This is a genomic window from Mucilaginibacter sp. P4_C11, assembly GCF_056402115.1.
On sequence record NZ_JBFUIA010000012.1, the window covers coordinates 57,214 to 78,380 of the forward strand.

Sequence of the window (21,167 nt, forward strand, 5' to 3'; positions counted from 1 at the left end):
TTGGGTTAACATAACTTAACACATTTCGGGCAATATTTTTGTAAATACCTAACAATCAATTATTTAATATTTATACATGGTTAACACTAAACTGAGGTGTTATGCGATTTAGGCGCATACCAATATTTGTTCCAGGTGTTGGTCATAAGAAATATTTAGATGGGTTTGCCCCGTAAGTTCAAAGTTTGAATTTGTCATTCTTTGACTAAACACTCCGGCTTTCGGCTAAAGTCTACTCTGCATTTCAGGATAGACACAACATTAATGATCTAAGCCGCTTACACCGCCCGATATTACAAACTTCATCATATCGGCAGCGCTTTTATCAATGGGTTTTACTTTACCGGCATCTATAATAATAACCTGGCCGGCAAACGAGTATGAGTAAGGGAAATATACGGCAACTTCGCCGGGCAGTCCTAAAACAGCAAGATCTTTTTGAACGAGAAACCCAATTTTTTTCAGCCCAAACTCATTTACCTCTACCAAAACCGGTTCGTTAAACTTTTTTTCCTCACCCACAAAGGCCTCGGTAAGGTCTTTTATAGATGAATACAAGAACGCGAAGATGGGTAAACGGTTAAACCAGCGCTTAAACCAGCGTTTTATCGGGTCGGTTATTACATTGGTAACTAAAATGCCGGCAATCATGATCACCACAATCACATTCAGTATCCCAAGGCCCGGGATGTAAAGGTGCTTGCCCGTTTTATCAACCAACAGGTCACTCAAATTCAACGCCTTATCAATTGTTGATACGCCCCAGTACATCAAAAAAATTGCTGCGCCAATAGGTACTACTACCAACAGCCCTTTTGCAAAATACCTGATTAAAACCCGTACAAAATTGTTCATAAGCCCCTGAAATTTCCTGCTTGTAAAAATACACCCTTTTAAATTGGCAAAAAAATAAAATAACGGGTACGTTCAAGCGCTTCTGCCCCCGGGATATGTTATTGTAGTCAAAGTGTGTAAGTTTACGTGCACAGGTCGGCAAATGAATTCTTGTTCATTTAAAAAAGCATCACTGGTACTTTACACGTACCTCTTCCCGTTGAATTGACAAAACCTTGCTAAAAAACTTTAGAGATTTTAACTCCAAATATAAAATTTCCGCATACATTGGTAACATCTAAACCTTTGAACCGGTAACCAGAAAAACAGTAATTTAAAAATTTCTCCTCTTGGCGTTCTGTGATGTGAAATTGTGTTACACGTTGGGCAATGAATATCTTTTTTATCGTGATTGTTGATGTTTGACATAATAAAGTCGATTAACATGGGTAGGTATGTAAGTTACCCATTAATAATTGCTAAACCGGTTTATTACAGCCAACTTCTATTAAAATGCCTTTCAGATGTCTAATGTTGAATCCTCACGGCTCCTAAAGTTCCAAGCTGCCCGGCGGGTCGAATAGCAAAATTGTTATAGTTTAACATCTAAAAAACTACTCGTAAAAATACACCCTTTTTACCCGCTGCGAAACATTAGTTAACATTTCATACGGGATGGTGCCTATCTGGGCTGCAAGCTCCTCAATCCGCTGGTGCTGTTCGTCAAATATAACTACCTCATCGCCCTCGTGTACATCAAGGCCACTTACATCCAGCATACACATATCCATGGTAATGTTACCCACCGTTGGCACTAGGGTTCCTTTTACCAGCATTTTACCTACGCCATTGCCAAATGCCCGCAAATAGCCATCGGCATAACCAATACGCACGGTGGCAATTTTACCGTCTTTAGCCAGCTTACCGCTGCGGCTGTAGCTGATGGTATCTCCTGCTTTTATTTTTTTTACCTGTGCCACGCTTGTTTTTAAGCTGGCAATGGGCTGTAACGCCCTGTTTGATGCAGGCACGGCCGAATCGATGCCATATAAGCCGATGCCCAGCCGAACCATATCGTACTGTGCCGATGGCCACCGGATGATGCCGGCGGTATTGCACAGGTGTTTAATAACAGAATAACCCAATGAGCGTTCAATCTCCTTAAATGCTTTTTCAAAACGTTTTATTTGTGTTTTGGTAAACTCATCATGTTTACTGGCCTCGCTTGCTGCCAGGTGCGAAAAAACAGATTGTACACGCACATACCTGTTGGCTTCCAACATATCGCAAAGCGTATCAATTTCGTGATTTTCGAAACCCAGCCTATGCATCCCTGTGTCTATTTTGATGTTTACAGGATAGCTTGATATGTTGCGCCCCTTTGCATAGCTCACAAAATCATCCAGCAAACCAAAGCTATAAATCACTGGCTCCAGTTTGTACTCCGTCAGCTTATCAAATGCCGAAGCTTCTGGGTTCAATACCATGATAGGCAGATTGATGCCGGCCTGCCTTAATGCAGCGCCTTCGTCAATATAGGCAACTGCCAGGTAATCTACCTTATTGTATTGCAGCATATTGGCTACCTCAAAGGTGCCGCTGCCATAGCTAAAGGCTTTTACCATCGCCATCACTTTTACACCTGGTTTCAGTTTAGATTTATAAAAATCAAGATTACTCAACAAGGTATTCAGATTAATCTCTAAAATGGTTTCATGCGCTTTCTGAGCCAATGCACGGCTTATCCGTTCAAATTCAAAACTACGCGAGCCTTTGATCAGGATAGTTTCATCTTTAAAATCAAGCTGCTTCAGATGTTGTAGCATTGCTGCAGTATCATTAAAAAAATGATGTTCCTCTACATTAAAGTAATCCCGATGGCTTACCAAAGCTTCGCCAACGCCGATGAATTTATCTACCTTTTTACCAGCTACCAAATCGGCAACCTGCTGATAAAGCACATCCTGCGGCAGCCCCGACTGGTAGATATCTGACAGGATGAGTGTTTTTTTCTGATGTTGATTTTGCTGTCCTAAAAAATTAAGCGCAATTTCCAATGATTGCAGATCGGAGTTATACGAGTCATCAATCACCGAACAATTGTTTATGCCATTTTTTAATTCAAGGCGCATGCTTACCGGCACCAGCCGTTCAATACGTTTATCAGCCTCAACAGCACTATACCCAAGGCCCAGCATAGTTGCCCAGCAAACAATAGCATTTTCTACAGATGCCTCGTCGGTAAAGGGCACCAGGCATTCAATCTCCTGCTTTTTGTAGTAAGCGCGCAGGTAATAATTTTTGGAGATCACCGTCCCGCTAAAAACGTACAAGTCGGCCTGGTTAAATTTACGGCTCCAGGTAAATGCTTCTTTGGCCTGCATATCTGCCCGAAAATCTATCAGCAGGTCGTAATTACAAATTAGTTTTTGGCTGTTTTTAAATAGTTCAAGCTTCTCCAAAACCTTCTCCCGCCTGTTGGCAAAACCTTCGTCATGCGCGGTACCAATGTGGGTAAGCACACCTACCTGGGGTTTAATAATAGCCTCCAGCTTTTCCATTTCGTTTATGGTTGATATCCCGGCCTCAAAAATACCCAGATCATTGCGGCTATTTATTTGCCACACCGAAAGCGGCACCCCTATTTGCGAGTTATAGCTTTTAGGATTACGTACAATATTTTTATCGGCGGCAAGCAGCTGGTATAACCACTCCTTTACAATAGTTTTACCGTTACTGCCGGTTATGCCTATTACCTGCAGGTTAAACCGGCCACGGTGGTAGGCGGCCAAAGCCTGCAAGGCAGCCAAAGGATCGGCCACAATTAAAAAATTCGCTTCGGGTAAATTAAATTCGGGGCCATGCTCCACCACAAAATTACGTACGCCGGCGGCGTAAGCGCCGGCAACAAACTCGTGTCCGTTACGCCTGCCGCTCAGGGCAAAAAACAAGCCTTCGGCGGCGTTATTTAAACGGCGGCTATCGGTAAACAGCGCACTGATGATGTATTCTTTTACAATGTTGCCACCCGCATTAATGATCTGTTTAACTTCGGTTATCTGGTACTGGTTGTTAAGCATGGTACGAATTTGGGCATATTAATTTAACTATAGTATATTTTTTGACGAATTTTGACAACCAATGGATGGCCCTAAAAAAATAAAAATAACCGACCCCAAAATAGCCCTGGCCAAGGCCGAAAGTTATTGCGCCTACCAGGAACGATCGCAACAAGAGGTGCGCGACAAGCTTTACGAATGGGGCTTATGGCCCGATGCCATTGAACAGGTAATAAGCGAACTGATACAAGGTAACTTTTTAAACGAAGAGCGCTTCGCCAAAGCCTACGCCAAAGGCAAGTTTAGCCAGAAAGCGTGGGGCCGCGTAAAAATAAAACAAGGCCTTAAACTGAAACGCGTGCCCGATGTATTGATAAAAAAAGCCCTGTTAACCATTGATGCCGATGATTATTTTACGGCATTAACAAGGCTATTGGAAAAAAAAGCAGGCACCATAAGCGAGAAAAATGAACTAAAGCGCCGTTACAAGCTGCAACAGTACGCTATGGGGCGCGGGTACGAGGCAGACCTGGTTGCAGATGTTTTGAAAGTCAACCACTTATAAACTATTTTAAAAAAAGTGAAATTTTCCCTTGCAGAACATCCAATTCTGTCTATATTTGCACTCCCGCAAACGAGATAGGCACACAGCTTCCTCAAAGCAGGAGAATACCAATGCGAAAGTAGCTCAGTTGGTAGAGCACGACCTTGCCAAGGTCGGGGTCGCGAGTTCGAATCTCGTCTTTCGCTCAAAGCCCTTCCATCAAAAAGAAGGGTTTTATTTTTGAAGGTTAATCACCTGCTCAGATGGTGGAACTGGTAGACACGCAGGACTTAAAATCCTGTTCCCGTAAACGGAGTGCGGGTTCGATTCCCGCTCTGAGTACAAAGCCTTGATACCGGCGTATCGGGGCTTTGTTATAATTATGAAGACCAACGCGAAAGTAGCTCAGTTGGTAGAGCACGACCTTGCCAAGGTCGGGGTCGCGAGTTCGAATCTCGTCTTTCGCTCATTAAAGCCCTTCTGTAAAAAGAGGGGCTTTTTTTGTGGCCAGTTTCTGATCGCCGGAGACGAAAAATGAGGGATCAAGGGGTCAGTCTAAAAGTTAGGTGATGTCAAAATAAGTACCTATTTTGCACGTAACATGAACTACAAGTACATTTTAGTTTTAACAATCGCCGTTGTTACGCTCTCTGCATTTCGGTTACCTCTAAAAAATACATTAAGCTTTAAAACATTGGCAGGCCATACAATCAAAGTGGTCGTGCGGCAAATTCTTTACGATAATAAAATGATACTTAAAATACAGTACGCCGACGACGTACTTTATGAAAGCAAGGCCAATCGCTTAATAGAAGATCATGGTTCTGTTTTGTTGTTTATCGCGATGGCTGGCAACCCCAATGTTGACCGCTTAAACGTATTTTTAATCACGCCCACAAAAGCCACTTTGCTGGTTGACGCCATTATTTCACCTATTAAAGATTATGACAATGATGGATACCTGGAATTTGGGGGCAGGGATTTAACGGAAGCGTATGTTAATCCCGATTCGATGTATTATATACCATCGGCTTACTACGAAATACGTGAAGGAAAAATCCATCCGGATAATACGCTAACAAGAAACGAGGACATAAAAACAAACGGATTATACTTACCTCCGAACAAGCAACTTGACAAAGATGGCAATTGCTGCAAAGTTGTGCCGGTTCCACGACGAAAACATAAGCAACAAGCAGCAAGCAGGAATACATAGTCTTTTGCAGTGCTTTGAACTCGGCCAACGCTGCGAAATTAGACTTTTATGCGTTGAGATTCACCTGTAATAATTCAATAGCGCGAAACAAATAGACTAAACTCAGCGATCCAGGTTAAAGTGACCGGATCAATGTAACCATCGCGCCCGGGGCTTTAGCCATAATCGTACGCCGAAACCAAGTACTACCGATCTCCGGTTACCTTACTTTTAAACAGGCAGCATCCGGGTAAAAAAAAATATTTTTCAAATCCCAAGAAAAATGTCACATATGTCCCTGTTTTTTCGTATATTAAATTTATGGGTAGATCAGTAGAAACATTTAGTAAAAAAGAAAGAGAAAAGAAAAAGTTTAAAAAGCAACTGGATAAGAAAGATAAAGCTGAAGAAAGGAAAGCAAATTCAGGTAAAGGAAAAGGACTGGAAGATATGATGGCCTATATCGATGAGAATGGCAATATCACCTCTACCCCACCCGATCCGGCTAAAAAGAAAAAGATTATAGCAGAGGATATCCAGATTGGCGTACCCAAACAGGAAAACCTTGCGCCTGCCGATCCGGTGCGTAAAGGCGTGGTTGCCTTCTATAATGATTCTAAAGGCTATGGATTTATCAAAGACCTGCTAAGCCAGGAAAGTATTTTTGTACATGCTAACGGCCTTACGGAAGCTATCCAGGAAAACGATAAGGTAACTTTTGAAACCGAGCAGGGAGCCAAGGGTTTGAATGCAATTAAAGTAAAAAAGCAATAGTCGTCATTCGCGGTCATTAATTTCCGAAAACATTGGACATTCCAATAGCCATTTATTAAAATGGCTAAAAACCGGGAATTAAGGTATCGCCTTTCGGTTACGGATGCGGTTTTAAAAAGCTTTCTTCCTGATATCGGTGTCTAAATAAATGGCCGGCAATCAATATGCCGGCCATCTAAAAAATAGTTTAAAAATTCATTTGGGGTAAGATATCTATTGATTTACGCGGAAGGATTCGTAAGTCTGGGCAGCGGTGCGATTACAGGTCATAGCCTGGGTACCATTTTCGCTCGAAACATATTTGGCGTTGTTTCCTCTCAGCGAAAATGTGCCGTTCCCGTTGTTTACCCAGTCAAATTGTTCCCAGGCCCCAATCGACGTGCGGTTGCAATTTATAGCCTGGGTACCGTTTTCAGAAGATACATATTTACCCTGGCTCATCAAGGCAACCTTGCCTCCGCCAGCATCAACAATGGTAAATTGCTCCCAGCCCTGTGCCGTAGTACGGTTACAATTCATTGCCTGCGTACCGTTTTCACTACTTACATAAAGATTATTGTTTCCCTTAATGGTAATTGTTTGCCCTATGGGTGCAGGAACACTGCCCGATACCACCGGTAGCGTAGGGCGTGTAGCCGTAAGCCCAATCTGGCCTTTCAGCATCTTGCCGCCATCGCCTGTAAGGCGTAAATAATAATCTGCAGAGCAGGCCGTGCCATCTTCATCCAACGAAAAAAAGCCCAAACCAACAGGCGTGTAGGCAGATGTTTCGGTGGTTTTGGCAATCTGATTACCCTCGTTGTATTCATCAAACATGGAAATGTAAATGCCCTGGGCGCCCAGCCTTACCATGTTATAAAATTGCCTCCACATAAAATCGCCATGAACTCTTTGGTGTTTTTGCAAATCGCCGGGTAAAACGCATGGCTGGTAATCAATACCATTGGCGTTACAATAAGACTGATCGCCAACATTATGGTCGGTGTAAAAACCATCGGCTTCCGAGGTATTTGAAATCTTCCCAATCATCCAGGGCGAAATCATGTTCAAGGCGTTATATGTCGCCAAAAAGCCTGGCCTCACTTCGGTACTATTTGTATCGCGCCAATAAGCAGGCACGCCGCCAATGATATAGCAGCCCTGGGCTTTAAACCAGTTAATAACATCAAGACATACCGCCGCCGACCAGGGATGGTTGGTATCATTGAAACCGAAGCCCCATATACACACAACAGGCTTACCATTTTGCTTAGCGTAAGCCGATGATGAGGTATAGGCCGCCATTTTGTTGGTCCAGTCTGTTTTAATTTCCGATTGCATGTTAGTCCAGCCGCCCACATCATACATAATGTAAAATTTACGCCCGTAGGTTTCTGCTGCTGTTTTAACTTTAGCGGTAATAGCATCGCGGATTGGCCCTTCCTGCCCGTTAGGATTAAAACGTTGTAAGGCAGCTCCGTCGATGTTGTTTTGTTGCATCCATAAAAAATGGGTGTTTACTGTTTGATCGTTGAACGAAGAAAACAATTTGGCCGGCTGACCATTGCCCAGGTTGCCAAAATTGGATGCCGTGTAGGTGTTGGTATACTCGCGAACATCTGGCCAGGATATAATGCTGGCATTGGTTGGTGTTGGCACACCAAAGGGGTCGCCGGATGCATAGTGCCACCAGGTATTAAGGGGCGAACCATCGCCAGGTGCAGCAAACCAGCCCTGGTAGCCTACTATCACTTTACCAACAACGTCGCCGGCGGCAGAAGCCGAGGTTTTAAGCTTGGTTGTTTTTCCATCCGGAGTTGTAGCTGGGGCGCTAAGTTTATTTTTGGAACAACTGATGATGACAGCCGTGCAAGCTATCATCAAGATAAGATTGGTTTTCTTAAAAGTCATAAAGGATTGATGTTAAAAAATTAATAATTGGTTAAACGACGGAGCTGCGTACCCACTACGGAGGTACAAAGAGTTTCCTTTTCATAGCTGCAGATTAATTTGTTTAGTAGATTTTGTGAAATTTTCGCTGATATTATTGGTTGCTTATAAAGTAAGCCTGGGGCGATTAATAAAAGATTAATTATCGCTTAACGTATAGAATTCAGACCAGAATAGCAATTCAACTATTTGATATTTAGATAAATATATTGCACGGACAATCAGAACGAGATATTAAGACGTTTCAGTCTGTAATTAATTTCCATATTAATATGCCTGTACAATATAATTCCGAATTTATGAAGACGTGTTTTAATATATAGAAATATCTGTGCAGCTTTTTGACCTCTGCGAAGTTGGTTGAGTTTGATTTAGGTTATTTATGTATCACATAAATATTATTGCCGATAACTTTAGTCAACGGCAATGAATACTTTTGGTGCTATGATGGTTTATGTGGGTAACACAGATGCGGTTGCCGATTAGTTTCTAAAGATATATTTTGCCGATACATCCGGGCTTGTTCAATCGGATTAGAGGCGTAGCCTCGGCCAATCTTGTAGCCGCGGGTTTTAACTCGTGGAAAAAAACGAAGAAAACGATTGAGAGCCGTAGGTTCGATCCATATGAGCAACGCGTATATATCGTTTAAACAAATTTATACCCCAATATGTGCCGTGCCGATGGCACTCTTGTTGTGCTTGGCCAATCGTCCGCGGGTTGAAACCCGTGGCTACAGTATGTGCCGGGCCGATGGCCCTTAGGAAGAATCATGTAGAAGCTAATTGAAATCGAACAAACCATTCAAACCGGCATAGAGCCATCATTTTCTTGTTATACTCAAAATAACCGTGCTAAATAGCTTGCCAACAAGCCATGTTACTTGCCCAGCGCGACATCAAAATCAATAAAAAGGCCGTCTTTGCCTTCGGTATTATAAACGCCGCCTGCTATAATGCTTTGCCCGGTTATCCCCGGATTGTTCCCATGCCCCAGGGGCCACGAGCCTTTTGTATCAGCCACGCCGATGCCTGCGTATGAAGCAGCTTTAATTGCAAAATCGGTACAATTATTTTTAGATAGATGATATTCAAGCCCATCGTAGCTTTTGGTGAGCAGCAGTATTTTATCAAACCTTTTTTTGGAGATAAACTTCCCCATCACCTCGTCCCAGTTATGCCCGTTGTCGTTCTTGAACGTGCCCGAGCAGGAAGGATCAAGCGGCGTTGCCGAAAACAGGTTGTCTTTTTGAGGATAAAATCCAAACGATATGGAAACCGAGGTTGAATCGGTATTGTATTTTATAAGCGTAATAAAAGTATGCCCCGTATTAACTATCTTAAATATCCGTGGTTTACCGGGCACCGGCTGTTTTACATGAAATAACAGCGCATAAGCAACCGCCTTTTTGCCATCGTTAAAAGTGTTTACAATACGCTGGTAAGTAACCGCCTTGCTTTTCTCTTCGGCCTTATCATTTAATGCCAAAGGTTTTGGATCGTTTACAAATAACGAATCGTCTTTTGCGCTAATTGCCAGGTAACGTGTGCTAAGGCCCGAATCAGCACTCAGCGTATCTGCCGATACAGAATCAACCACCGGCCTTATTTGCAAGGCTGGTTCTTTTGAATCTTTTTTATACTGCATGGTTTTAAAAAAGCATTTCATGGCCAGCGGGTACATGCGCAACCGGGCAAATACATTAGCCAGTTTGTAGTATATCTTAACCCTCGACCTATTATAATTTACTTCGTTCCCCGCAGTCGAAAACTCTTTTAAATAGCCCATCAGTGCCTTACGCTCCTGGCGGCTGTTTAAATGTGTTTCCATATTTTCCAGGAAATTGATGTTGCCTTCGGCCGGTACGCGTGTTTTATTAATTATTACAGATGCTTTTTTAACATCGTAATCAGTTATAACATCTGCCGATGTATCTGCCCGCATTGGTTTATAATGCACCGCGGCCGATAATTGGGCATGCACGGGTATACTATATAAAAGATAACCTATAATGGTAAACGCTTTTAAACATTGCGCTATTCGATGGCTATTCATGAAAAGAAGCTTAGATGGATATTGTATTAACGTAATTTATTGGTAAACGGTATATGCGGCTTGCTTACCTGCAACAACAATAGTTGCTGCTACAACTTAAAAAATTAAAACATGTGGGCGTGTTTTTCATATCCGTTACAAACGTAATAACATTTTAAATAGTCTACAAATTTAGTAGAGTATTTATTTAACTTGCGGAGTTTTTTGGGTTTTGGTTTAAAATGACAATTACAGGATGAAAAAATATGCTTTAGTAACCGGCGCAAGTAAGGGTATTGGCAAGTCGATAGCCTGGCTATTGGCACAAAAAGGTTATAATTTATTGCTTGTTGCCCGCTCAGAGGCCGAATTGAATGCTTTATCCGTAGCTATCACATCAGCAAATCATGTTGATGTGCACTATTACGCGGCCGATTTATCAAACGCGGACGCGGCTGCAGATATAGCCGCCTGGTTTGCCGGTTTATCTATACCACTATCTATACTGGTTAATAATGCGGGCTACGGCCAGTGGGGTAACTTTGATGAACTGCCACTACCAGGCCAAATGGCCATGATGAGGGTTAATATAGACGCAGTTGTTGAGTTATCGCATTATTTTATTCCGCTTTTAAAATTACAGCAACAAGCCTATATACTTAACGTAAGCAGCACTACAGCCTACCAGGCTGTACCTACGATGGCTATTTACGCGGCTGCCAAAGTATTTGTTTTATCATTTAGCAGGGCTTTGCGCTACGAACTAAAAAACACTCCTGTATCTGTAAGTTGCCTGTGCCCTGGCCCTACTGATACCAACTTTGTGCACCGTGCAGGCATGGATGCCATAGCAGAACTGGCAGCCAAATTTAACATGAGTCCTGATGATGTTGCGTCTATAGGCATCGCCGGTATGTTTGCCAACAAAGCCGAAATTATACCCGGCTTTTTAAATAAGCTATCGTCAACAGCGGCCAGGCACAGCCCCAAACGCCTTATTGAACGTATAACAGCCGGTTTATATAAGCGATAAAAATATTTTCAGGAAAATTTGTTTGATTAAACAATTTATCTATATTTGCATAGTCTATAAAATACATAGACATTATATACATTGAACAAAACACAACATAAAACCTTTGCATTCTCCATGCGAATGCCCTTTGCAAAAAGGGTGATGTGTAGCTGTTGTTGTTAATTATCACCGGCCCCAAGGCTCCCCATTTAAAAGCGGTATAGCGCTTTATCCAATTCAACATTTAATTATCTATTATTTTAACTACCCATTTTATGGCAGCGGTATATCAAAAATTCACCTTAGGCACAACAATTACGGCCGAACAACAAGCTTTTTTTAACCAGCATGGTTTCATCCATTTTACCAATTTCATTAAGCCCGAAACCGTGGCCGATATCATCAAGGCATCTGAACAGGTACAGCGGCAATGGATAGATAATAAAGTAGAAAAGATAAACGGCGTCCCTGTTAAATATGGCAAGGATTTGGATGGATCGCCAATTGTACAGCGCTTCGCGTTCATAAACCAACACCATGCGGTGCTCAATGAATTTACGCATGACCCAAGGTTCCAGGTATTGTTAAACCTTATTGGCGATGGTGCAAGGCTGGGAACTGAAGAAAAAGACGGAATGGTTTTTAACCATTACGTAAATGGCCCCGAAAGCAGCTTTACCAAAATGGGCTGGCACACCGATGGCCTCCGCGATATATTTCACGGGCAGCGTTTAAACCCGATGCTGAATGTAGGTATCCACCTGAGTACATTAAAACCCGAAAACGGAGGGTTGCGCATTTTACCCGGCACCCACCGGCAGAATCTTTACCAGATGCTTTTCCGTAAAAAGTATTTCCTGGATCATGATACTGATGAAAATGAGGTAGCAATTACACCAAATGCCGGCGACCTGACCATACACGATGGCCGCTTATGGCACCGTGTGGCACAATCAACCATAACCGGCGAAGCAAGCAGGCGCAGGGTAATATACATACCCATCATAGCGGGCAAATTCGAACCAAAAAATGCTGATAGCCCTACCGCATTTTATCAACGTTTTGCAGGAATTGTTAAATAAATTAAATTATGCTGATAGCCTTACTCACCGGTTACCTTATCCGTACAGGAAAAATAACCGTATTTAAAAACTTCATTAACAACAAGGTGCTTGCTAAAGTTTATGTACGTAGTACCATCAACTAAAAGCAAACACCCTGAGTTATTTTATCCTGCTGCTTTTTAAAGCTCCCTTACCCAGATATTGCGATAACTGATAGGTTCGCTTTTATCGCCATGGGCTTGTAGCTTAATAGGCTCGGCACCATGCTTGCGGTACTCAGGCTGACCGATGTAAGGGGTATCTCCTTTCAGGATAGTATTGTTTTGTACCAGTACACCGTTATGCAAAACCGTGGCGCGGGCTGCCGATTTTAAGGTTCCATCCTCATTAAAGCGTGGGGCTGTCCAAATTACATCGTAGTACTGCCAGTCGCCGGGTTTGCGGCAGGCATTTACCAATGGCGGCGATTGTTTGTACATACTGCCGGCCTGGCCGTTTACATAGGTTGGGTTTTTATAATTGTCCAATACCTGCAACTCGTAACCACCTGCACCCCAAGGCAAAGCGGCCAGGAAAATACCGCTGTTACCACGTGCCTGGCTGGTACCGGTAATGTTAGATGGAATGCGGTACTCAATATGCAATTGAAAATCTGTGAATTTCCTTTTAGTGCGGATATCGCCTACGCTTTTGTCAACCGTGATTGCATTATCGGCCACTATCCATTTATGGGTAGAGGTAGAATCGTTAAGGGCAACCCACTCGTCCAGGTTTTTACCGCCGAACAAAACGATGGCATCAGATGGTGCTTCGCCCATTTTTTGGCCGGGTGTTACTACCGTGGGTACCGGTGTCCAGTATTCGGTATCCTCTGGTTTTCCTTTTTGCTGCGCATTTGCAGCTATTGCCGAAACAGCTAATAAAGCTGATAATATGATAACATTTTTCATTTTAAACTATTGATGATCTGTTTTAATAAATTATTTAGCCAGTGATTTAATCCAGAGCGCTATTTTCCGGGCCTCATCTTTAGGCACCTGCGGCATTGGTGGCATCGGTGTCGAATAATCGGGCCAGTGTTCTGGTTTGGGGTTGTGGATCAGTTGCACCAATTCGTTCACGCTGTACTTCTTTTTGGCCACGTCAACATACGCCGGGCCAACCTGGCGCTTATTGGCGTTATGGCACGATAAACAGGTGTTTTTTAGTAACAGCGGTTTTACCTCATCATAGGTAGGTACCGCGTTGGCCATAGCCAATGCTTTTGCACCGGCGCCTTTAGCTAAAACTCCCTTTTTAGCACCTGCTGTTGCCACAGTTTTTACCGTTTTGGCCGAATTCAGGGTACTTACTCCCACCATCGAAAGCTTTTGCCCTTCGGGGATGTTGTTGAGTGTGTAATAAGCCGTTGGATGAACAAGATTAAAATAATTTTCCTTATCGCGCATGCCATCCAACGTAATAGTGTGGATGTAATACCTACGCAGGTTGTTTACAATTAACCTGGCCTTCATGCCGTCTTCCGATACTTTAACCCCTACAATAGGGCATTTTTCGGTATTCACCGGCGGGCTACCGTACACCGCCTGGTATTTATAGATGTAACTTTCTACCGAGTAAGAAGCGATATCTTCTGCTACCTTTTTATCAACAGGTTTGGTAAATTCAATCTCGAAACCATCGGGCATGGCACGGATGGCGCGCATCTCAAACGGTACCTTATTGTTCCATACCAAACGTTGCAGGCCCATAGTGGCCTCGCCTGCAGATCCCCAGCCACGGTTGGTTTCGCCGGCGGCTAATGAACCATCGGGTAACCAGGCCAACCGCACAATGCCCGATTGAAAGCCGCTGCGGAATGCCCATGCTGCGCCCTGGTACTGGCCGTTAACTTTTTCTAAAAAGATCCTGTCAACCATGCTCTGGCCCTGGTCGCACACTAATAGCTGGCCGGCAAAGGGACCAAAGGCATCTTCGGGAACTTTTACTATTTCGGAGTTGGAGATACCCAAAATGCCATGAGGTAACCAAACGGTCGGCAATGTCAGTTCCGGAATTTCCTTTTTTACTTCAAATTCTGTCCTGAATTTTTCGTTTACGATATCCTGTGGTTTAAAAGGCTGGCCGTCTTTATCAAACTCGATGCGTGGTTTGTTTTTGGCGAAGAACTGCTCGGGCGTTAACTTCAATGGCGAATTTGGCAAATTCGTCCACACCAGGCTTGAGGGGTGGCCCATAAAAGCCCCTTTTTCTATCTTCATGATACTGCCCGATCCTACCCAGTCGCCCTGGTTATCGCTGTACCACAGTTCGCCATCAATCATACTGATACCGCAGGGCGAGCGGAAGCCCGCAGCCCATGGGGTAACGGTGCCATCTTCCTTAATATTTAAAGCCCAGCCACGGTATGGCACAAAACTTTTGGGGTGCCACCAATCCGGCGGGAAGCCGAGGTTAAGCGTAACAAAGAATGAACCATCGGGTGCCAGTTTTGGCCCAAAGCTGTATTCGTGGTAATTGCCCGATAATGGCCAGGCGTAAATGGTTTCAAATACATCGGCCTTGCCATCCATATTGGTATCCTGCAGTTTGGTTAACTCGCCGCGTTGTACCACGTATAAAGCACCGTCTTTCCAGGCCGCGCCCAAAACCTCGTGCAGGCCCGATGCAAATTTCCTGAAATACGGATGCTGGCCGGTGGGGTTCTCTACCATAAAAATATCGCCCCGGCGGGTGGTTACCGCCAAAGTGCCATTAGGCAGGGTGCACAAACCGCCAACTTCCAGTATAGTACCTTCGGGTGCGGGTACTTTCATGATCTTGAAAAAATCGTCTTCTTTAGGCGATTCGGCCTGGGCTAATGTGTATTGCGTATTGCTTAACAGCGCACCAACTATCAGTGTAGTAAATAAGCCGGCCCTGTTTATCATTTGTTTTAATGTGTATTTCATGACGACGGCTGCTTAAAAGATAATTGAATAGGTTAATTTTCCTTTGATAGGGATAATGAGCTCCTGCTTACCGCCCGCATCCCTAAGGACGGGTTTAGCCCCAGCAGCATCTTCTACTTTGATATAGTAAGATTTATCATCAACTATATATAATCCGTTACCCGCATCCTCAATATTGTTGCCGGTAGCCAGGTGCGCAAACAAGCCGTCAATCGGGTTTTGCAAAGAAATTTCGCGGTGGATGCCGTGGCCGCCTTCTATCACCGAACTGGCATCATTTACCATCGAACCATAAATGATATACCTGAAAGCGGGCTGATCATTAGCGTTCAGGATATAGCCTTTGGGCCGGTAACCTGTGCCGGCGGTATCTGCCGCCCAGGCCGCCTGCACGCCAGCCAGTTTTTCAATTCCCGGTACGGGTTTGCCCAGGTATTGTACCGAACCTGCTACGCGCGATGAGCCATCGCCCCTATCGTGCCACATTGGGGTGGCATCTAAAAAGCCGCCGCGCCATAGTTGTACTATCATCCCTTTATCCAGATCGTAAGTGTAATGTACCTGTTCGGCACTGCCCACATTTACGCCATGGGTAACGCGGATACCGCCAGGCAGATCGGAAAAGCTGCGTAAAATGGTGTTGGCGGTAGCATTAATAAGGATAGGGTCAACCGGATCGTTATTACTTACGTTGGCATCAGTCAGCAGGTATTCGCGGATACCGGGGCCCGAAACGGTTAAGCCTAAAGCAGGCTTGGCCCAATCAGCAGTTTTGGAATAGTACAAATCGAAAGCCTGACCGCCGGGCTGCAATTGGATTTTTCCATCGCCGCGGTTATTGGCTGATGCTATGGCATCATTGCCGCCGATACGTAAGGAGCCTTTGCCTCCCGGTACACTTAGTTTAAAAGTATACTGCCCGGCCTCGGTTATCTTCATGGTTCCTGTATAGTGAATCACAAAGTCGTTGTTTAGTTTACCTACATTTGATGATAATATGGTCGAATTTCCTTCGGCAACCGCCTTAACCTTAGCATCATTTGCTGCGGTGGCTGCACCTTTATAAATCGCATATTTTAGGTTAGATAAAACAGGTGGCATTTTATCAAAACTGGTAATACTGATATTCCTGAAAGCTACCGCACCGTGATCGCCCTGGATACGCAGCGGACCAGCGGTTGTTTCCTTGCTGTCCATTGCACCGCGGGTTGGGCCTGCAAGTTCTGCATTATCCTGTATCAAAACACCGTTTAACCAAACGTAAATTACTTTGGCGTTACTTATCTTTTTGCCCTGTGCATCAAAGCGCGGAGCCTGGAACGAGATACGCATGTGCTGCCATAAGCCAGGAGCCCTGCTGGCATTTTGCCTTGGCGCGTGGCCATCATAGCCTTGCTGGCCGTCGGGCTTGCTATCGTCCCAACGCTCGTAAATGCCCCCATTATCGCCCGATTGGGGATTAACTTTACCCCAGCTATCCAGCAGCTGAATTTCGTACCGGCCCTGTAAATAGATGCCTGAGTTTGATCCTTTGGCCATCATATAATCCAGCTCCAGATCCATATCGCCGTAATTAGCTTTAGTATAAAGGTCCTGGGCGCCTTTTTTGCCGGGCAGGTTAACCAATATGCCGGTACCATCTTTAGTGGTTAAAACTTCGTCTTTATCCAGGTCGGCTTGTGCGCCGGCAGCCAGTTTCCAGTTAGATGATGGCTCCTGAAAGGCCGAAAGATCGGTTAAAGGCACTGTGTTTTGTGCCATCAATTGATGGCAACCCAACAGGCAGCCCAACAACATAACCAGCTTTTTACCGCCAAGGGTTATAGGAGGATACTTGATACAATACATTTTATTTTAATTATAATTTGGTTTATGTGGCATAAGATGATTAAACCTTATACCCGTGCAATTTAATAAATTATACAATCGATTGCGGATTTATTTGAATAACTTGTTTGATACAAAATAAGTAGTGCATACATATCCTTTCCCGATTTCTAAAAGCATTAACCCGTTGTTATTTCGAACGAGGTACGGGGAGAAATCCTATACGATTTGCATCACGATAAGCCGTCGGAATGCAAGGCGTACAAGATTTCTCACCCTTTCCCCGCACTTCCCCACCCTTCAAGGGATTCGAAATGACATTGGGTGTAATTTGAAAACGCTGTTAGCTGATGCCCCCCTATTTCACCACCCTCTTATTCCCCCTATCATCAAATACAACCACACTCTTCATTCCATCATCAACCTGTATAAACCTTGCAGATTGCGAAAGGAATGAGCTGCCGTAGTAAAACTCCTGCTTAGTTACCCTGCCATCAGCGTATTTGATGATAGCATAAGCATCCCGCTCCTGTACCGCTATGGTTTTAACCTTTGTATTTTGTTTAAAAACTTTCAGGCTATCCTTGTTTTGGCTGGCAGCCAGCAGGATGTTGTTGCTTTTATCGCGTAACTGCACCAAGGCTTTGCCGTTACCGGGAATGTAAATACCGCTTTGCAAAATACTCATCGGTTTAAAACCGCCTTTTCCATCGCCCTTCAACATTAAGCCATTTAAGGCGTCGTAGCGCCCTACAGATGCATCGGAGCCATAATCGTTTCCATTCATCACCACATCCAGGTTGCCATCGCCATCAAAATCGCCGGTTTGAATGCCGTTGAGGACGGATACCTGGGCCTCTATTGGTAGGGGTATCAGCGTAAATTTGCCGTTGCCATCGTTGCGCAGGTAACATGATTTAAGCAGGTTGGCTTTAAGCCTTAAAGCACCGTTTAGCTGCTCGGGCGTGAGCATATCCTGCAGGGTAGCGGTGGCAAATGATTTGTAGTTGGTATACTTCTTTTTCAGGCTGATCATTTGTTTCAGCTGGTCTTCCCTCCCGTGTAACGGAAACTCTTTCTTTTCGCCATTTACATCCGGGAAAAACACGGATGGGATGGTGCTGTATCCGCTGCCGTCAAAGTTTTTTGCGGTAATGTAAATCGGGTATTGATCGCTGGCCTGCAGCAAGCTGTTTTGGCCAAGGTTGCCCACTATGTAATCAGTACGCCCGGTATGCCTAAAATCGCCGCCGGTTATGGTGTTCCACATCCCCAATTTGTCGGCTGCGCCCGATTTAGGGGTGATGTTCACAAATTTGCCATGATCGTTTTTCAGAAAAGTAATAGGCATCCATTCTCCGGCCATGACCAGGTCGGGCCAGCCGTCGTTGTCAAAATCGGTGAATAAGGCATCGCAGATGAGGCCCGCATTTTTTAATGCCGGGGCAACCTGGGCGGTAACATCGGTAAATTTGATGTGCCCGTTTTGGCTATTGTTCCTTAAAATAATGCTTGATACCGGCTGCGGGTATTTCCATGGCTCAACCCTGCCCGAGATAAACAGATCAAGTTTGCCATCTTTATTATAATCGCAGGCGCGTACACACAGTTTGCTTGTAAAGTTTGTGGGCAAGGCATCCGTAGCTAAGGTAAAATTGCCCTTGCCATCGTTTAAATAAAGCCTGTCCTGGTATTCAGGGCTGTTGGCTGCCGTTTCGTATCCGGCGCCCGCCGCGTATAAATCCAGCTTGCCATCGCCATTGACGTCAAACAGCAGCAAGCCGCCATCTTTGTATTTACCCTGGCTTTGTGCCGGATTATTTTTAACCAGGTCGCGCTGGATGAATTTGCCATTGGCCTTTTGCAAAAATACTTGTGCCGGAAAATTGGAGTTGCCGCCTATCACCACATCGTCCAGCCCATTATTATCTACGTCGCCAACGGCCAAAGCCGGGCAGTATTCTGATAGTTTATGGGGTAAAAGTTTTTGAATATTGAAATCGATGAAGGTGGCATCCTTGCTTACGTAACCTATTCCCAAGGAGTCTGTAACCTCTTTAAACAGCGATTTGGTATAAAACTTAGGCAATATCGATGAATAATTACCTTTAGCATCTGCAATGTTTACGCTCAGTTTTTGATCAGCCTTTACATCGCGTAATACTTGTTTTTTGCCACCCGGCCATTTTATAACTACCGAATCTACCTTCCTAATAGTCCCTAAACCAAAATGGGCTATGGCCTGCACCGATGACAAATATCCCCGGTAAGGGTCGTGTTCATAAACCTGGTGTTTGCCTTTATCATAAAAAATTTCGGCCAGTGCACCCAGTCCGTTGATGTTATTTTTCTCGCCTTTAAAGGCTATCTGCAGGTAATGGCTGCTGTCTGATTTCGTTTTATCATCCCGCGAGGTGTTGCGATATACCGATGCTTCATCGTTGATATTGTTCACCACCATATCCATAGTGCCATCATTATCCAGGTCGACGTAAACTGCACCATTTGAAAACGACGGTGTATTCAGTCCCCAGCTTTTACTTACATCATGAAAAGTAAGATCGCCGTTGTTTTGGAAGGCATAGTTAGGAATCTTGATCTGGGGGATTTGCTCCAGCACTTTTTTCTTCGGCACGGCTGCGTAGGCCTGGCTGCGATAAGTCATAAAATCACGGTCGGATACATCCTTGGGGAAACCGTTGGTTACAATTACATCGCGGAAGCCGTCATTGTTAAAATCTGTTACCAATGGCGTCCAGCTCCAGTCGGTTTGGGATAGGCCGCTCATGAAACCTACTTCGCTGAAGGCCGGGCTGCCAATGGCTCCGTTTTGCCCCAAACGCGGCCCCTGGTTAACCTGTAGTGTATTGCGCACGTATTGATACTGCGTTTTAAACATATCAAAAAGCTGGAAGGTTTGGTAGCTGTTGGCACCAAGGATCATTTTTTTACGGTAATTATCCTCCGGGTTCATGTCCAGCTCTATCACATCGGCCAGGCCATCGTTGTTTATGTCCACAATATCCTGCCCCATGGCGTTGTAGGATGTATGTTTAAAATACTCTTTGGAGCGATCTGTAAACGTACCATCGTGGTTATTGATGTACAGGATATTGCTGGATACAAAATCGTCAGATACATAAATATCTTTCCAGCCGTCGCCGTTAATATCAACCGTAGTGGCTGCATGGCCAAAGCCATCTAAATTGATGCCGGCCTGTGCCGATACGTTATGAAAAACGGCATGGTGCAGCTTTTCGTCCCAATCGTTACGGTACAACTGCCCGGTACTGCTGTTGCTGGTACGGGTGGCTTTGCCAAAAACGTTGGGGTAATAGGCAGATGACGCGGTATTAACGGTGAGGTACATATCCAGGTCGCCATCATTATCGTAATCAAAAAAGCTGGCCATGGTTGATTGTTTGGTCAGCTCCAGGCCATAGGCTTTCGCCTCATCCTTAAAATGAGGGATGCCATCCTTATCAAGCCCCTGGTTGATGTATAAAATATTTTTACGGCGCAACGAATCGGGATAAATGGTATTACAAACATAAATATCCATCAGGCCATCGTTATTGATATCAACAACGGCAACACCCCTGCCCCAGCGGCCCATGCCGCTTACGCCGGCTACATCGGTAATGTCCTCGAATTTAAAATCGCCTTTATTCAGATAAAGCCGGTTTGATACCAGGTTGCCGGTAAAGTACAGGTCCTGTAAACCATCGTTATTAAAATCGCCTACGCCAACGCCGCCACCGTTGTAAATATTGGTAAGGTCGATGGGGTTAATGGTATCGGTTTCTATAATCTGGTTGTTAAAATGAATGCCCGAATGCGACGAAGAAATTTGCTGAAACAACGTATGCTTTTTGCAGGAAAACAAGCATATCAACAATAAAAGCAGCACCGGGAAATGGATCTTATTCATATGGGGGATA

13 protein-coding genes and 3 tRNA genes are annotated in these 21,167 nt (G+C 44.3%); 8 read left to right on the forward strand and 8 right to left on the reverse strand.

Features of this window, described 5'->3' with window-relative positions; all coding sequences use genetic code 11:
- Positions 1–261 precede the first annotated feature (261 nt).
- Positions 262–855, reverse strand: coding sequence for a DUF502 domain-containing protein (locus AC1DU2_RS12885; protein ID WP_477357770.1), 594 nt, complete (start codon positions 853–855; stop codon positions 262–264).
- A gap of 593 nt (positions 856–1,448) precedes the next feature.
- A complete protein-coding gene (locus AC1DU2_RS12890; RefSeq protein WP_477384824.1) occupies positions 1,449–3,914 on the reverse strand; it encodes a bifunctional UDP-N-acetylmuramoyl-tripeptide:D-alanyl-D-alanine ligase/alanine racemase in 2,466 nt (821 codons plus the stop codon).
- 61 nt (positions 3,915–3,975) lie between these two features.
- Between AC1DU2_RS12890 and AC1DU2_RS12895 the strand changes: the two genes are divergently transcribed.
- From AC1DU2_RS12895 to AC1DU2_RS12920, 6 genes are all read left to right on the forward strand, one after another.
- Positions 3,976–4,458, forward strand: coding sequence for a regulatory protein RecX (locus tag AC1DU2_RS12895; protein ID WP_477357775.1), 483 nt, complete (start codon positions 3,976–3,978; stop codon positions 4,456–4,458).
- 112 nt (positions 4,459–4,570) lie between these two features.
- Positions 4,571–4,643 (forward strand) — tRNA-Gly (locus tag AC1DU2_RS12900).
- 51 nt (positions 4,644–4,694) lie between these two features.
- A tRNA-Leu gene (locus AC1DU2_RS12905) sits at positions 4,695–4,779 on the forward strand.
- A 52-nt stretch (positions 4,780–4,831) separates the two neighbouring features.
- Positions 4,832–4,904 (forward strand) — tRNA-Gly (locus AC1DU2_RS12910).
- Positions 4,905–5,185: 281 nt separating this feature from the next.
- Entirely contained in the window at positions 5,186–5,653 is a 468-nt protein-coding gene (locus AC1DU2_RS12915; RefSeq protein WP_477384825.1) for a hypothetical protein, read from the forward strand.
- Between the two features lie 300 nt (positions 5,654–5,953).
- Positions 5,954–6,406, forward strand: a complete 453-nt coding sequence (locus AC1DU2_RS12920; RefSeq protein WP_477357784.1) for a cold-shock protein — start codon at positions 5,954–5,956, stop codon at positions 6,404–6,406.
- 213 nt (positions 6,407–6,619) lie between these two features.
- Here the strand turns inward: AC1DU2_RS12920 and AC1DU2_RS12925 are convergent, their stop codons facing one another.
- Both AC1DU2_RS12925 and AC1DU2_RS12930 read right to left on the reverse strand, forming a co-directional pair.
- Positions 6,620–8,296, reverse strand: a complete 1,677-nt coding sequence (locus tag AC1DU2_RS12925) for a hypothetical protein (protein WP_477384826.1) — start codon at positions 8,294–8,296, stop codon at positions 6,620–6,622.
- Between the two features lie 918 nt (positions 8,297–9,214).
- On the reverse strand, positions 9,215–10,390 hold the full coding sequence (locus tag AC1DU2_RS12930) for a hypothetical protein (RefSeq protein ID WP_477384827.1): 1,176 nt from the start codon (positions 10,388–10,390) through the stop codon (positions 9,215–9,217).
- Between the two features lie 235 nt (positions 10,391–10,625).
- On the opposite strand from AC1DU2_RS12930, the gene AC1DU2_RS12935 reads away from it, so the two are divergent.
- Both AC1DU2_RS12935 and AC1DU2_RS12940 read left to right on the forward strand, forming a co-directional pair.
- Complete coding sequence (locus tag AC1DU2_RS12935) at positions 10,626–11,402, forward strand: SDR family NAD(P)-dependent oxidoreductase (protein ID WP_477384828.1); 777 nt, start codon at positions 10,626–10,628, stop codon at positions 11,400–11,402.
- Positions 11,403–11,659: 257 nt separating this feature from the next.
- On the forward strand, positions 11,660–12,466 hold the full coding sequence (locus tag AC1DU2_RS12940) for a phytanoyl-CoA dioxygenase family protein (RefSeq protein WP_477384829.1): 807 nt from the start codon (positions 11,660–11,662) through the stop codon (positions 12,464–12,466).
- A 161-nt stretch (positions 12,467–12,627) separates the two neighbouring features.
- On the opposite strand, the gene AC1DU2_RS12945 is transcribed toward AC1DU2_RS12940, so the two are convergent.
- The 4 genes from AC1DU2_RS12945 to AC1DU2_RS12960 all read right to left on the reverse strand — a co-directional run bounded on the left by AC1DU2_RS12945 (position 12,628) and on the right by AC1DU2_RS12960 (position 21,157).
- The gene (locus tag AC1DU2_RS12945; RefSeq protein ID WP_477384830.1) at positions 12,628–13,398 is read right to left on the reverse strand and encodes a 3-keto-disaccharide hydrolase; all 771 of its coding nucleotides are present in this window, start codon (positions 13,396–13,398) and stop codon (positions 12,628–12,630) included.
- Positions 13,399–13,428: 30 nt separating this feature from the next.
- A complete protein-coding gene (locus AC1DU2_RS12950) occupies positions 13,429–15,399 on the reverse strand; it encodes a c-type cytochrome (RefSeq protein ID WP_477384831.1) in 1,971 nt (656 codons plus the stop codon).
- Between the two features lie 12 nt (positions 15,400–15,411).
- Positions 15,412–17,247 carry a 3-keto-disaccharide hydrolase gene (locus AC1DU2_RS12955; protein ID WP_477384832.1) on the reverse strand — a complete coding sequence of 612 codons (1,836 nt, stop codon included), beginning with the start codon at positions 17,245–17,247 and terminating at the stop codon, positions 15,412–15,414.
- Positions 17,248–17,584: 337 nt separating this feature from the next.
- Positions 17,585–21,157 carry a VCBS repeat-containing protein gene (locus AC1DU2_RS12960; protein ID WP_477384833.1) on the reverse strand — a complete coding sequence of 1,191 codons (3,573 nt, stop codon included), beginning with the start codon at positions 21,155–21,157 and terminating at the stop codon, positions 17,585–17,587.
- Positions 21,158–21,167: the final 10 nt, after the last annotated feature.